The organism is Streptomyces sp. NPDC017890 (assembly GCF_044328675.1).
In the GTDB taxonomy this organism is placed as follows: Bacteria; Actinomycetota; Actinomycetes; order Streptomycetales; family Streptomycetaceae; genus Streptomyces.
The window spans coordinates 114,984-128,343 of record NZ_JBIRHU010000014.1 but is presented as its reverse complement, the minus strand read 5'-3'; the positions used below and the strand labels follow the sequence as shown (position 1 = coordinate 128,343).

Genomic DNA, 13,360 nt, shown 5'->3' with positions numbered 1-13,360 from the left:
CCCCACCGAACGTTCGCCGAGAGGTGCGGACGGACGGGGCCGGGAGAGGTGCTCCTCCCGGCCCCGTCTCGCTTTCTCGCCCCTGGCATTCAACAGCCCCACATCCACTCTCCCGGCCCAGGTCACGCACCGGCCAACCGGCAGCGGAAGAACAGGGGCGGCGGACCGTACACCGTCGGTCCGCCGTCGCCGCCCCGGCCCGTGACCTGGAGAGTGCCATGCCCGGCGTACTGACCGCAGACCGCCCCCCGAAGCCTGCCGCACCCCGCCGCTACACCGTCGCCCTCGCCCGTGACGAGGAGGACGTGCGGGCCGCGCAGCGGCTGCGGCACGACGTCTTCGCCGGGGAGATGGGCGCGCTGCTGACGAGCCCGCAGCCCGGGTACGACGTCGATCCCTTCGACGCCTACTGCGACCACCTGCTGGTGCGGGAGGAAACGACCGGACAGGTCGTCGGCACCTATCGGCTGCTGCCGCCGGAGCGCGCGGCCGTCGCCGGGCGGCTGTACGCGGAGAGCGAGTTCGACCTCACGGCGCTGGACGCGATCCGGCCCGGTCTGGTCGAGGTCGGCCGTTCCTGCGTGCACCCCGACCACCGCGACGGCGCCGTCATCGGGCTCATCTGGGCCGGTATAGCCCGCTACATGACCGGCCAGGGCCACGAGTGGCTGGCGGGCTGCTGCTCGATCCCGCTCACCGACGGCGGCGCCCTCGCCGCCGGCACCTGGGACCGGGTGCGGGCCCGGCACCTGGCGCCCGAGGAGTACCGGGTACGGCCGCTGCTGCCGTGGAGCCCGCGCGAGACAGGCCCGACGGCCCGTACCGAACTGCCGGCCCTGCTGCGCGGTTATCTCCGCCTCGGTGCCTGGGTCTGCGGGGAACCCGCGCACGACGTGGACTTCGGCGTCGCCGACCTGTACGTGCTGCTGCCGATGAGCCGCGTCGACCCGCGCTACCTGCGGCACTTCCTCTCGCTCGTCCCGGCCGCCTGATGAGCGCCTGGCTGCCCGCCGCGCCCTGCACCCCCGGGGCGTGCGTGGAGCAGTCCCGGGCCGCGGCGGCCGTACCGCTCGCCGTGCTGCGGCTCACCGCGGTCGCCGTGCTGCTGCTCGCCGCGATCGCGGTCGTGCTGACGCCGCTCGGCCGGGGACGCCCCCGCTCGCGTGGACGGGTCCCTGCGGTTCTGGTGCGGCACTGGTGCCGGTGGATCGTGCGGGCCGCCGGCGTCCGGGTCCGCGTCACGGGCGCCGCCGCCCCGCCCGAGGGCGGGCTGCTCCTCGTCGCCAACCACGTCTCCTGGCTCGACGTCCCTCTGCTCGCCGCCGTCCGTCCCGCCAGGATGCTGGCCAAGAGCGACATCCGGCGCTGGCCGGTGGCGGGCCCGCTCGCCGCACGCGCGGGCGTGCTGTTCATCGAACGGGACCGGCTGCGTGCCCTGCCGGACACGGTCGCCGCGATCGCGGGGGCCCTGCGCGCGGGCTCCGCGGTCGGCGCCTTCCCCGAGGGCAGCACCTGGTGCGGCCGAGCCCAGGGGCGTTTCCGCAGTGCCGTCTTCCAGGCCGCCCTGGACGCCGCGGTGCCGGTCCAGCCGGTCCGCATCCGGTACCGGACCGGGGAGCGGGCGGTGAGCACGGCGCCCGCGTTCGTCGGCGAGGACACCTTGTTCGCCTCCCTGTGGCGGGTGGTTTCGGCGCGCGGGCTGAGCGCGGAGGTGGAGGTGGGGCCGGTCATCGGGCCGGGCCGGCACCCCGACCGGCGCTCGCTCGCCCACGCCGCCCAGGGGAAAGCACCTTCGAAAAGTATGTGCGCTTTGTGATGTATGTGCCGTTTCCGTACTGCTGATACGGACAATCGGAAGGCAGGCACTCCGGAAGGAGGGTGATGCCAGATGATCACCCGTGAAGAGATCGCCAACGTCCTGGACCATCCGGTCTACGACGGTGACGGCAACAAGATCGGCGACGCCAAGCACGTCTTCTTCGACGACATGACGGGGCGCCCCGAATGGGTGAGCGTCAAGACGGGCATGTTCGGCTCCAACGAGTCCTTCGTGCCCATCCGTGACGCCGCGCTGGTGCAGGACCACCTCGAGGTCCCCTACCGCAAGGACCAGGTCAAGGACGCGCCCAATGTCGACGTCGACGCGGGCGGTCATCTGTCGGAGACCGAGGAGCACCGGCTCTACGACTACTACGGCATCAACTGGGACAGCGTGCTCTCCGAGGCCGAGCGGACCGACGACGGCCGGTGGGCCGCGGGCGCGGGCACCGCGCAAGCCGGGGGAGCCGCGGGAACTGCCGGTACGGCCGGTACGGCCGGCTACCAGGACACCTCGGACCGGACGGGCATGCGCGACGACGCCATGACCCGCTCCGAGGAGCAGATGCACGTGGGCGTCGAACGGCGCGAGTCCGGCCGGGCCAGGCTGCGCAAGTACGTGGTCACCGAGGAGGTCCAGCAGACCGTTCCGGTGAGTCACGAGGAAGTGCGGGTGGAGCGCGAGCCGATCACGGACGCCAACCGTGACCAGGCGCTCTCCGGACCGGAGATCAGCGAGGACGAGCACGAGGTCACGCTGCACGAGGAACGCCCCGTCGTCGACACGGAGACCGTGCCGGTGGAGCGTGTCCGGATGACCACGGAGGAGCGCACCGAGAACGAGACGGTACGCGGCCAGGTCCGCAAGGAGCGGATCGAGGCCGAAACCGAGGCCACCACCGACGACGACGACGTCCGACGGGGCCGCACGTAGCCGTCCCCGGCGGTCACCGCTGCGAGGGGGTGCGCCGGTGAAGCGCCTTCACCGGCGTGCTCCCCCGTGCAGGGCCTCGGCCAGATAGGGTGCGGTGGCGCTCCCGCTCGCGCGCGCCACCTCGGCCGGCGGCCCCGCGGCGACGATCCGGCCGCCCGCCTCACCGCCGCCCGGCCCCAGGTCGATCACCCGGTCGGCGCCCGCCACCACGGCCATGTCGTGCTCGACGGCGACCACCGTGTGCCCGGCGTCGACCAGTCCGTGCAACTGGCGCATCAGCACCTCGACATCGGCCGGGTGCAGACCCGTCGTCGGCTCGTCGAGGAGATACAGGGTGTGGCCGCGGCGCCCCCGCTGCAGCTCGCTCGCCAGCTTGATGCGCTGCGCCTCCCCGCCGGACAGTTCGGTCGCCGGCTGGCCGAGCCGCAGGTAGCCCAGCCCGACGTCGAGCAGCGCGGCCAGGCTGCGCGCCACCGCCGGCGTGTCCGCGAAGAAGTCCGCGGCGCCCTCCACCGTCAGGTCCAGCACCTCGGCGATGTTCCGCCCCCGGTACGCCACTTCGAGCGTCCCGGGGTTGTAGCGGGCCCCGCCGCAGTCCGGGCACGGCGCGTACGTACTCGGCAGGAACAGCAGCTCGACGCCGACGAACCCCTCGCCCTGACAGGTCTCGCAGCGTCCCCCCGGCACGTTGAAGGAGAAGCGGCCGGCACCGTAACCCCTCCCGCGCGCCTCGTCGGTGGCCGCGAAGACCTTGCGCACGACGTCGAAGAGGCCCGTGTACGTGGCCAGGTTGGAGCGCGGGGTGCGTCCGATCGGCCGTTGGTCGACGGAGACCAGCCGGCCCACCCCCGGCAGGTCCTGGGTGATCTCGCCGATGAGTGTCGACTTCCCGGAGCCCGACACGCCCGTCACCGCCGTCAGGACGCCGAGCGGGAACTCGGCGGTCACCCCGCGCAGATTGTGCCGGTCGACCGGACCGACCGTCACCGTGCCCCGCGGGGTCCGGACCGCACGGACGGGCGCGGGGGAGCGGTCGAAGAGGTGGCGGGCGGTCGCGGACTCCCCGACACCGGCCAGACCGGCCACCGGGCCGCTGTACAGCACCCGCCCGCCGTGCTCGCCCGCCCGCGGACCGACGTCCACGATCCAGTCGGCGCCGCGCATCACACCGAGGTGGTGCTCCACCACGAACACCGAGTTGCCGGCCGCCTTCAGCCGCTCCAGCACCGTCAGCAGCGCCTCGGTGTCCGCCGGGTGCAGTCCCGCGGACGGTTCGTCCAGGACGTACACGACGCCGAACAGTCCGGAGCGCAGTTGTGTCGCCAGCCGCAGCCGCTGCAGCTCGCCCGCCGACAGGGTGGGCGTCGCACGGTCGAGGCTCAGATAGCCGAGCCCCAGCTCGACGACGGGCGCGATGCGGGCGGTGAGGTCCGCGGTGAGCACCCGGGCCGTCGCACCGCCCGTCGGCAGGACTTCCACGAGTTCCGTGAGCGGCAGCGCGGCCAGCTCGGCGATGGTACGGCCGCCGACGGTCACCGCCAGGGCCTGGGGCCGCAGCCTGCCGCCACCGCAGACCGGGCAGGGCGCGCTGGTGAGGAAGCGCTCCGCCTTCGCCCGCAGCGTGGCGCTCTTCGAGTCCGAGAACGTCTTCATCACATACCGGCGGGCGCTCATGTACGTGCCCTGGTACGGCCGCTGGATGCGGCCCGCGTCCCGCACGGGGTGCACCGTGACCACCGGCTGCTCGTCCGTGAACAGGATCCACTCCCGCTGCCCGGCGGGCAGCTCGCGCCACGGCCGGTCCACGTCGTACCCGAGCGCGTCGAGGACGTCCCGCAGGTTCTTGCCCTGCCAGGCACCCGGCCACGCGGCGATCGCGCCGTCCCGGACGGAGAGCGACGGATCGGGTACCAGGAGCTCCTCGGTCGTACGGTGCACCCGGCCGAGCCCGTGGCACTCCGGACACGCCCCGGCCGCCGTGTTGGGCGAGAAGGCGTCGGAGTCGAGCCGCGGGGCGTCCGGCGGGTAGTCACCGGCGCGGGAGAACAGCATCCGCAGGGAGTTGGACAGGTTGGTGACCGTGCCGACCGACGAACGGGACGTGGGCGCCGCGCGGCGCTGCTGCAGCGACACGGCGGGCGGCAGCCCGGTGATCTCGCCGACCTTCGGGGCGCCGACCTGGTGGATCAGCCGGCGGGCGTACGGCGCGACCGACTCGAAGTAGCGCCGCTGCGCCTCCGCGTAGACCGTGCCGAACGCGAGCGACGACTTCCCCGACCCCGACACACCGGTGAACACGGCCACCACGTCCCGGGGGACGTCCACGTCCACGCCCCTGAGGTTGTGCTCACGGGCGTCGCGCACCCGGACGTACGGGTCGTGGGGGCTGTGCATCGCGGGGAACTCCGTACGGTCTTCGGCGACGGCCGACGACGGCCGGCGGGGCGGTGGGACAAACCCCGCGATTCTACGCCGGATCGGCTCACGTGCCCGCGCCGGTGATGCGGGCGAGCCGCCGGTAGGAGTCCAGCAGGGCCTCGCGGTCGTACGTACTCGTGGTCACCAGGACCTCCTGGGCACCCGTGTCCTCGAGGAGCGACTCCAGCTCGTCGGCGACCTGTTCCTCGGTGCCGGCGATGTGGCCGGCGAGACCGGCGTCGTACAGGTCGCGCTCCTTGGCGGTCATCGTCCGGGCCTCGACCTCCTCGGCCGGCGGCAGGGGCGGGAAGGAACCCCGGGTGCGGGCGTGGGCCATCGACCAGGCCTCCGGCACCAGGAGGCGTCGGGCCGCCTCGGGGGTGCCGGCCACGGCGATCGTGCCGGAGACGACGACGTACGGCTCCCGGCTCCACTCGGAGGGGCGGAACCCGGCGCGGTAGCGGTCGATGCCGCGGCGCATCCGGTCGCGGTCGCGCAGGTCCCCGATGACCATCGGCAGTCCCGCCCGGGCGGCGACGGCCGCGCCCTCGCCCATGGCCAGCACGAACGGCGGCACGGTCAGCCCCTCCGCGGGGCGGGCGCGCACCCCCGTGGGGGAGGTGCCGCGGAACCAGCCGAGCAGCTCGGCCAGCTGGGCGTCGAAGTCGTCCGCGTCGTCCTTGTCCCGGCCCAGTGCCTTGCGTACGCCGTCGGTGAAGCCCACCGAGCGGCCGAGTCCCATGTCGATCCGGCCGGGAAAGAGCGACTCCAGCACGCCGAACTGCTCGGCGACGACCAGCGGCCGGTGGTTGGGCAGCATCACACCGCCGGTGCCGACCCGGATGCTCCGCGTGGCACCGGCGACGGCGGCGGCCAGCACGGTCGGCGCAGAGCCGGCCACTCCGGGCACGCCGTGGTGCTCGGCCACCCAGAACCGGTGGTAGCCGAGGCGCTCGGCCTCCCGCGCCAGTTCCACGGTGTCGCGCAGCGCCTGTGCGCCGGGGTGGCCCTCGCGGATGCGCGAGCGGTCGAGGACGGAGAAGCGGACGGTCGGGATCACTGAGCTCACACGCTGTTCAACGTCCGGGCGGCGCGAGGATTCCCGGCACGGCGCTCTAGGGTGGGCGGGTGACCGACAGCAAGAAGCCCCCGGTGGCCGTGTTCGACCTGGACAACACCCTCGCCGACACCGCGCACCGGCAGCGGTTCCTCGAGCGCCGGCCGCGCGACTGGGACGCCTTCTTCGCCGCCGCGCCGCACGACCCGCCGCTCACGGAGGGCATCGCGCTGCTGCGGGAGAGCGCCGAGGGCTGCGAGATCGTGTATCTGACCGGGCGGCCCGAGCGCTGCCGGCGCGACACGCTCGACTGGCTCGCCGCGCACGGCCTGCCCGAGGGGCCCGTGCACATGCGGGGCAACGCCGACCGCCGGCCCGCCCGGAGCACCAAGCTGGAGATCCTTCGGCGGCTCGCCCGGACCCGCGAGGTCCGGGTCCTCGTGGACGACGACGAGCTGGTGTGCGACGACGCCGAACGCGCCGGATTCACCGTCGTCCGGGCGCGCTGGGCGGCGCGGTCGGCCGAGCTGCGGGTGGCGCAGGAGCGCGAGGGCCGCACCTGACCGTCCCGGCCGGCCCGGGGCCGCACACGGGCTCACCGCGGCGGCCCCGGGCCTGCCGGGAGCCTGCCGGGAGCCGGGCGGAGAACGCCCGGGGCCGTCAGTCCGACTCCTCCAGACGGAAGCCGAGCTTCAGGCCGACCTGCCAGTGCGCGACCTCCCCTTCCTCGATCTGACCGCGCACCTGGGTCACCTCGAACCAGTCCAGCTTGCGAAAGGTCTGCGAGGCGCGGTTGATGCCGTTGCGGATCGCCTGGTCCACGCCGTCGGGCGAGGTGCCGACGATCTCCGTGACCCGGTAGGTGTGGTTCGACATGCGGGTGCTCCCTTCCGCGGCGCGGCGGTGGCCTGTGGCACGTGCCGTACGTCGTGTGTCGTGCGTCACTCCACCGTGCCCCAAGCCGCGACGGGGCGCGAGGTGTCGGGGGTCCGGCAGGGCAACCGCCCGCAACCCCCTTGACCTCCGCATTGGTCCATACCAAAATCCCAGACACCCGTTCGAGCCTCGGGCTCGTCCCCCCACGTCGGGTCTCCCTTCGCGTGCGCAGGACACCCCTGTCCGCCACCGCCCCTGTCCGTCAGACAGAAGGACCCCCTGTGAGACGTCGCCCACTCGCCCTTGTCTGTGTGTCCGCCTCCCTGCTCACCGGCTGCGGCCTGATGTCGCAGGACGGCGGGAGTGAGCGGCGCACCGTCACCGTGTGGCTGATGAAGGACAGCGCCTCGCAGGACTTCCTGCAGCGGTTCACCGAGGAGTTCGAGCGGGAGAACACCGGCCTCGACCTGGACATCCGGATCCAGAAGTGGACCGGGATCGGCGACAAGGTGCAGACCGCGCTGAAGGCCGACGGCACGGACGGGCCCGACGTGATCGAGGTCGGCAACACCCAGGTTCCGCAGTACGCGGAGGGCGGCCGGCTGATGGATCTGACGCTGGAGTCGATGCGGGACTGGGGCATCCGAGACTGGCTGCCGGGCCTCGCCGAACCGGGGAAGTGGATGTCCCAGCAGTACGGCATTCCCTGGTACGCCGCCAACCGCGTGGTCATCTACCGCAAGGACCTGTTCGAGCAGGCCGGCATCACCGGGCCGCCCCGCACCCGTGAGGAGTGGCTCACCGCCACCGAGAAGCTCGACTCGGGCGGCGACCAGGGCATCTACCTGGCCGGACAGGACTGGTACACGCTCTCCGGCTTCATCTGGGACGAGGGCGGCGAGTTGGCCACCGAGGCGGGGGGTACCTGGTCGGGCGCCCTGGACTCCGAGGCCGCCCTGCGGGGCATGGACTTCTACCGCGAGCTGCAGGCCCTCGGCGACGGCCCGCTGGACGCCGACGAGGAACACCCGCCGCAGGCCGGCGTGTTCGCCCAGGGGCGGGTCGCGCAGATCGTCGCGGTGCCGGGGCTCGCCCAGTCCATCGTGCGCGAGAACCCCGAACTCAAGGGGAAACTGGGCTTCTTCCCGGTGCCCGGCAAGACCGCCGGCAAGCCCGGCGCCGTCTTCACCGGCGGCTCCGACCTCGTCGTACCGAAGAACACCGACGAACACGACGGAGCCCTCGCCGTGGTCGAGGCGCTCGTGGGCACCAAGTGGAACACCGATCTGGCCCGGACCATGAACTACGTTCCGAACAAGAAGTCGCTCGCCAAGGCCGTCGCGGACGAGGAGGGAGTCGCCGCCATGGCGGCCGGCGCCGCGCAGGGCCGGGCGACCCCCGGCACGCCCCGATGGGGCGCGGTCGAGGCGGACAATCCGATCAAGGCGTACATGACGAAGGTGCTCACCGGGGGCGACGCGGAGTCGGAGGCCCGCAAGGCCTCCGACCGCGTCACCGAACTGCTGGACCTCGACGCGCGCTGACGCGCTGCGGTGTCAGCCCGGCCCGCTCAGCGCGCCACGCTCAGCGACAGCGCGAAACGGTCCTCGCCGTCCGTCCACCAATGGGCCAGCTCCAGCCCCGCCGCGGCCAGTTCGGCCCGCACGCCCTCCTGCCGGAACTTCGCGGACACCTCGGTACGCAGTTCCTCCCCGTCCGCGAAGTCCACGGCCAGGTCGAGCGCCTGGATCTTGACCGTCTGCGCGGTACGTGAGCGCAGCCGCATCTCGATCCACTCGCGTTCGGCGTTCCACAGCGCCACGTGCTCGAAGGCCGCGGGCGCGAAGTCGGCGTCCAGCTCCCTGTTGACGACGGACAGCACGTTCCTGTTGAACGCGGCCGTCACCCCGGCCGCGTCGTCGTACGCACGGACCAGCGTCCGCTCGTCCTTGACCAGGTCCGTGCCCAGCAGCAGAGCGTCGCCGGGGGAGAGCAGGGAGCGGACGGTGGCCAGGAACGCGGCGCGCTCGCCGGGCATCAGGTTGCCGATCGTGCCGCCGAGGAACGCCACCAGCCGGGGGCCCGGCGTCCCGGGCAGTGTCAGCCCTCCGGTGAAGTCGGCGATCAGCGCGTGCACCTGGAGGTCCGGACGCTCGGCGACGAGCGCCTGACCGGCCTGGGTGAGGGCGCTCTCGCTGACGTCGACCGGCACGTAGCCGCGCAGGCCGGTCAGCGCGTCGAGCAGGAACCGCGTCTTCTCCGAAGAACCGGAACCCAGCTCCACCAGGGTGCGGGCGCCGCTCGCCGCGGCGATCTCCCCGGCCTGGTCGACGAGGATCTCCCGCTCGGCCCGGGTCGGGTAGTACTCGGGCAGCGCGGTGATCTCCTCGAACAGCTCGCTGCCCCGCGCGTCGTAGAACCACTTGGGCGGCAGCCACTTGGGCGTGCTCGTCAGGCCCGCCAGGACGTCGGCGCGCAGGGCGGCGCCCGTGGCGTCCTCGGGCAGCGTGCGGGTGAGGCGGAACGGGCTCACGTAGGGGGCTCCTTCGGAGAGACGAAAGCGTCTGCGAGGGCGGTGTCGCCCGGGTCCTTGAGCGGAGTGAGCAGCACGTCCGTGCGGCTCGCCGCGAGCAGGGTGCGGTCGGGGACCTCCCGCCAGTGCGGGTCGTCGTCGTACGGCTCCGAGGCGACGACCGTGCCACCCCCCGGGCGGGTCAGGTACCACAGGGTGTCGCCCCAGGCGGTGGCGGTGATGGCGGCGCCGCTGGTGAGCAGCAGGTTGAGCCGGGAGGCGGGGGCCGCCGCGGCGACCTCCAGCACCGTCTCGGCGAGCGCCCGGCCCTCGTCGTCCCCGGCGCGCAGCCGGCCGAGGACCAGCGCCCACACGAGTGCCGAGTCGTTGCGCGCCTCCAGCGACAGCAGGTCCTCGGGCGGCAGGGTTCCCGCCACACGGGCCAGCGAGCCGGGCCAGCCCGCGACGGCACCGTTGTGGCTGAACAGCCAGGTGCCCGCGGCGAACGGCGCCGCCGCGGCCTCCGCGTCCGCGCCCGACAGCGTCGCGTCCCGCACGGCGGCGAGCAGCGCGCCGGTCCGCACCACCCGGGCCAGGTCGGTGAAGGACTGGTCCGCCCAGATGGGCCCGGCCCGGCGGTACCGCGCCGGCACCGGGTCGCCCCCGGCGTACCAGCCGACGCCGAAACCGTCGGCGTTGACCGTGCCGTGGCGCTGGCGCCTGGGCGCCCAGGACTGCCGGTACAGACCGTGCGGCGGAGCCACGAGGAGCCTGCCGAGTGGCTCCTCGGGGCCCACGTAGGCAAGGTGACGGCACATCAGCAGGCCTCCGGGGTCCGGGCGGTGCGGAACCCGGAGAAGATCTGCCGCCGGATCGGATAGTCCCAGTTGCGGAACGTGCCCCGGCAGGCCACCGCGTCCACGGCGAACGAACCACCGCGCAGCACCTTGTACTCGGGCCCGAAGAACACCTCCGAGTACTCCCTGTACGGGAACGCCCTGAAGCCCGGGTACGGGGCGAAGTCGCTCGAGGTCCACTCCCAGACATCGCCGATCAACTGCCTCACCCCGAGCGGCGACTCACCGGCCGGGTAGCTGCCCGCCGGCGCCGGGCGCAGGTGCCGCTGGCCGAGGTTGGCGTGGGCCGGGCCCGGATCGGCGTCGCCCCACGGATAGCGGGCCGAGCGGTCGCCGGCCGGGTCGTACCTGGCCGCCTTCTCCCACTCGGCCTCGGTGGGCAGCCGCCGCCCGGCCCACCGGGCCCAGGCGTCCGCCTCGTACCAGCACACGTGCACCACCGGCTCGTCGGCCGGCACCACCTCGGTCACGCCGAAACGCCGCCGCAGCCACTGCCCGCCGTCCCGGCGCCAGAACAGCGGGGCGGTCACGGAGTGCCGGCGGATGTGGTCCCAGCCCTCGGGAGTCCACCAGCGCGGGTCGTCGTAGCCGCCGTCGTCGATGAACGCCCGGTACGCGCCGTTGGTCACCGGCGTGGTGTCGATGAAGAACGGCGCCACCTCCCGCCGGTGCGCGGGGCGTTCGTTGTCCAGGGCCCACGGCTCGGTCGACGTGCCCATCGTGAACGGGCCACCGGGCACCAGGACCTCCGCCGGGCCCGTGAACAGCGGCACGGGGTCCGGGTCCGGGGCGGACAGGGCCTGCGGGCCCCTGCGGAGCTGATGGGTGATCAGCATGGTCTCGTCGTGCTGCTGCTCGTGCTGGGCGATCATCCCGAAGGCGAAACCCGCCTCCGTCAGCCGCGTCCCGTGGAACGCGGTGCTCTCCAGCACGTCCAGTGCCCGTCCGCGCACGTCGGCCGCGTACCGGCGGGCCTCGGCGGGCGACAGCAGCGGCAGCTTGGGCCGTTCGGAGCGCGGATGCTCGAAGGCGTCGTAGAGGCTGTCCATCTCGGGTCGTATCGCCTCCTGCCCGGCGACGGCGCGCAGCAGCCACTGCTCCTCCTGGTTGCCGATGTGCGCCAGGTCCCACACCAGCGGGGACATCAGCGGCGACACCTGGGAGATCAGATCGGGGCCCTCGACGCAACTGGTCAGCAGCGTGGTCCGGTCGCGGGCCGTGACGAGCGTGGCCAGGGCCCGCTCACGCAGGGTGTCGGCGTCGACGGCCGTCCCGTCGGTGGTCTCGGTGGCGGTGTCCATGGCGGGGTCGGTCATGGGCGGGTCTCCCTCCCGTGCGGGCCACGGCTCGCGCCGTCCGGCGTGTCCAGCAGGTCGTCGGCGGGGCAGCGGCCTCTGAGGGCGTAGCGCTCCAGGTGCGCCGCGACGGCGTCCGTCACCGCGGCGGTGGCTCCCAGCCGGGGCAGGGCGGCGAGCGCCGCCGTGAAACACACGACGGCCGCCTCGCGCAGCTCCGGGTCGGTGAGGCCGTCGCGGGCCGCGTCCCGGTACAGCGGGTTGTGCGGAGCGGGCAGGCCGAGCGTGCGCTCGGCGAGCGGCTTCACGGCCCGGTAGGCGGTCTCGGTGGCCTCCGGGTCGTCGAACAGGGCAGCCGTCACGGCGAGCGGCACCATCCAGCCGTCGTCGCCGGGCTGCGCGTCGATCATGCGCAGCTCCAGGTGGCCGCGCGGCCGGACCGGAGGGAAGAGCGTGGTGAGGTGGTAGTCGAGATCCTCCCGGGTCGGTGGCCGCGACGCCCGGCTCCGGGTCCATTCCCGGAAGGTCAGACCCTCCGGTACGTCCCACGGACCGCCGTCCCGGCGTACGCACATCACCGGCGCCTCGAGGACGTGGCGGGTCCACGCGCCGCGCGGGTCGGAGTCCAGCGGGGGGCCGCCGGCCCGGCCGGTGCCGATCTGCGTCCACCGCAGCTGCCGGGTGGACCGCCAGCCGGTGGGCCGGCCGTCGGCCAGCGGGGAGTTGGCGAACGCGGCCGTGAGGACAGCGCCCAGATGGTGGGCCAGCCACCAGCGGCGTACGTGGCCGAGCGGGCCGGGTTCCTCGTGCCCGGCGTCCACGCACACCTGCACGGACGCGGAGGCGCACATCATGAAGCGGCCCGCGGGTCCGGTGCGGTCGAGACAGGCCTCCATGGCGTCGTAGCGCGGCTGCCTCAGGTAGCGGCGGGGAGCCTGCCAGGGGTCGTGGCCGAGGCCGACGAGGGTGAGACCGTCCTCGCGCAGGACCGCGCGGACGGCGTCGAGATCGGCGGAGACGGTACCGACGCACTCCATCAGGGAGGCGGCCGGGAGCGAGCTCAACTCCAGCTGGCCGCCGGGTTCGACGGTCAGCGCCGACCTGAGGGGCACGGACCGCAGTGCGGCGTACATGGCTCGCAGCCGTTCGGGTGACACGGGGAGCCGGGGCGTGCGCAGCTCGTGGACGAGCCATTCCACTTCGACACCGAGGAGCCTCGGTGGGCCGGTCTTGAAGCAGATGCCGTGGACCAGCGCCTCGACCTCGGCCTCGGTGACAGTGGTGCGTGGCCGCGTGCAGCCACTTACCGCATCGGACATGTCGGGATCCTCCTGAGATTCCATCCATGCCGCCGACCCTTCAGCGGTGGGCCGGGTCGGCACACTCGTCCCACCCAAGACCCTCATGCGGCTCCGCACAAGGGTGCATACCGGGACGTACCAGCTAGGAAATCTCCGTGACCCGTCCGTTTCAGTGGGCTTTCCCCGTCGTTCCCGGGCCGGGAAACTCCGTTGCACCGCACCACCAGCATCACCCAGGATTCCTGCATGAGCACGACGGGGGACACCGCGCGGTGCGCGGTCATGGCGTCCA

12 protein-coding genes are annotated in these 13,360 nt (G+C 73.3%); 5 read left to right on the top strand and 7 right to left on the bottom strand.

Going from position 1 to position 13,360, the window contains the following annotated elements:
* Positions 1 to 218 precede the first annotated feature (218 nt).
* From ACH4F2_RS19975 to ACH4F2_RS19965, 3 genes are all read left to right on the top strand, one after another.
* Complete coding sequence (locus tag ACH4F2_RS19975; RefSeq protein WP_398134035.1) at positions 219 to 992, top strand: GNAT family N-acetyltransferase; 774 nt, start codon at positions 219 to 221, stop codon at positions 990 to 992.
* Entirely contained in the window at positions 992 to 1,816 is an 825-nt protein-coding gene (locus ACH4F2_RS19970; RefSeq protein WP_398134034.1) for a lysophospholipid acyltransferase family protein, read from the top strand. Before ACH4F2_RS19975 ends, ACH4F2_RS19970 begins: the two co-directional genes overlap by 1 nt.
* Positions 1,817 to 1,888: 72 nt before the next feature.
* Complete coding sequence (locus tag ACH4F2_RS19965) at positions 1,889 to 2,752, top strand: DUF2382 domain-containing protein (protein ID WP_398134033.1); 864 nt, start codon at positions 1,889 to 1,891, stop codon at positions 2,750 to 2,752.
* A gap of 48 nt (positions 2,753 to 2,800) precedes the next feature.
* Here ACH4F2_RS19965 and ACH4F2_RS19960 read toward each other — a convergent pair whose 3' ends face one another.
* Together ACH4F2_RS19960 and ACH4F2_RS19955 are read right to left on the bottom strand one after the other, a co-directional pair.
* On the bottom strand, positions 2,801 to 5,146 hold the full coding sequence (locus ACH4F2_RS19960; protein ID WP_398134032.1) for an ATP-binding cassette domain-containing protein: 2,346 nt from the start codon (positions 5,144 to 5,146) through the stop codon (positions 2,801 to 2,803).
* Positions 5,147 to 5,234: 88 nt separating this feature from the next.
* Positions 5,235 to 6,239 carry an LLM class flavin-dependent oxidoreductase gene (locus tag ACH4F2_RS19955; protein ID WP_398134031.1) on the bottom strand — a complete coding sequence of 335 codons (1,005 nt, stop codon included), beginning with the start codon at positions 6,237 to 6,239 and terminating at the stop codon, positions 5,235 to 5,237.
* Positions 6,240 to 6,298: 59 nt separating this feature from the next.
* Here ACH4F2_RS19955 and ACH4F2_RS19950 point away from each other — a divergent pair, with 59 nt between their 5' ends.
* Positions 6,299 to 6,790 (top strand): HAD family acid phosphatase, encoded by a 492-nt coding sequence (locus ACH4F2_RS19950; RefSeq protein WP_398134030.1) that lies wholly within the window; start codon positions 6,299 to 6,301, stop codon positions 6,788 to 6,790.
* Positions 6,791 to 6,887: 97 nt separating this feature from the next.
* Here the strand turns inward: ACH4F2_RS19950 and ACH4F2_RS19945 are convergent, their stop codons facing one another.
* On the bottom strand, positions 6,888 to 7,103 hold the full coding sequence (locus tag ACH4F2_RS19945) for a dodecin (protein WP_398134029.1): 216 nt from the start codon (positions 7,101 to 7,103) through the stop codon (positions 6,888 to 6,890).
* Positions 7,104 to 7,384: 281 nt separating this feature from the next.
* Between ACH4F2_RS19945 and ACH4F2_RS19940 the strand changes: the two genes are divergently transcribed.
* A complete protein-coding gene (locus ACH4F2_RS19940; RefSeq protein ID WP_398134028.1) occupies positions 7,385 to 8,647 on the top strand; it encodes an extracellular solute-binding protein in 1,263 nt (420 codons plus the stop codon).
* Between the two features lie 26 nt (positions 8,648 to 8,673).
* Here ACH4F2_RS19940 and egtD read toward each other — a convergent pair whose 3' ends face one another.
* The 4 genes from egtD to egtA are packed head-to-tail and all read right to left on the bottom strand — an operon-like array spanning position 8,674 to position 13,086.
* Positions 8,674 to 9,636 carry an L-histidine N(alpha)-methyltransferase gene (gene egtD, locus ACH4F2_RS19935; protein ID WP_398134027.1) on the bottom strand — a complete coding sequence of 321 codons (963 nt, stop codon included), beginning with the start codon at positions 9,634 to 9,636 and terminating at the stop codon, positions 8,674 to 8,676.
* A complete protein-coding gene (egtC, locus tag ACH4F2_RS19930; RefSeq protein ID WP_398134026.1) occupies positions 9,633 to 10,433 on the bottom strand; it encodes an ergothioneine biosynthesis protein EgtC in 801 nt (266 codons plus the stop codon). The genes egtD and egtC overlap by 4 nt, the downstream gene beginning before the upstream one ends.
* Positions 10,433 to 11,788, bottom strand: coding sequence for an ergothioneine biosynthesis protein EgtB (gene egtB, locus ACH4F2_RS19925; RefSeq protein WP_398134025.1), 1,356 nt, complete (start codon positions 11,786 to 11,788; stop codon positions 10,433 to 10,435). Before egtB ends, egtC begins: the two co-directional genes overlap by 1 nt.
* A complete protein-coding gene (gene egtA, locus ACH4F2_RS19920; RefSeq protein ID WP_398134024.1) occupies positions 11,785 to 13,086 on the bottom strand; it encodes an ergothioneine biosynthesis glutamate--cysteine ligase EgtA in 1,302 nt (433 codons plus the stop codon). The genes egtB and egtA overlap by 4 nt, the downstream gene beginning before the upstream one ends.
* Positions 13,087 to 13,360: the final 274 nt, after the last annotated feature.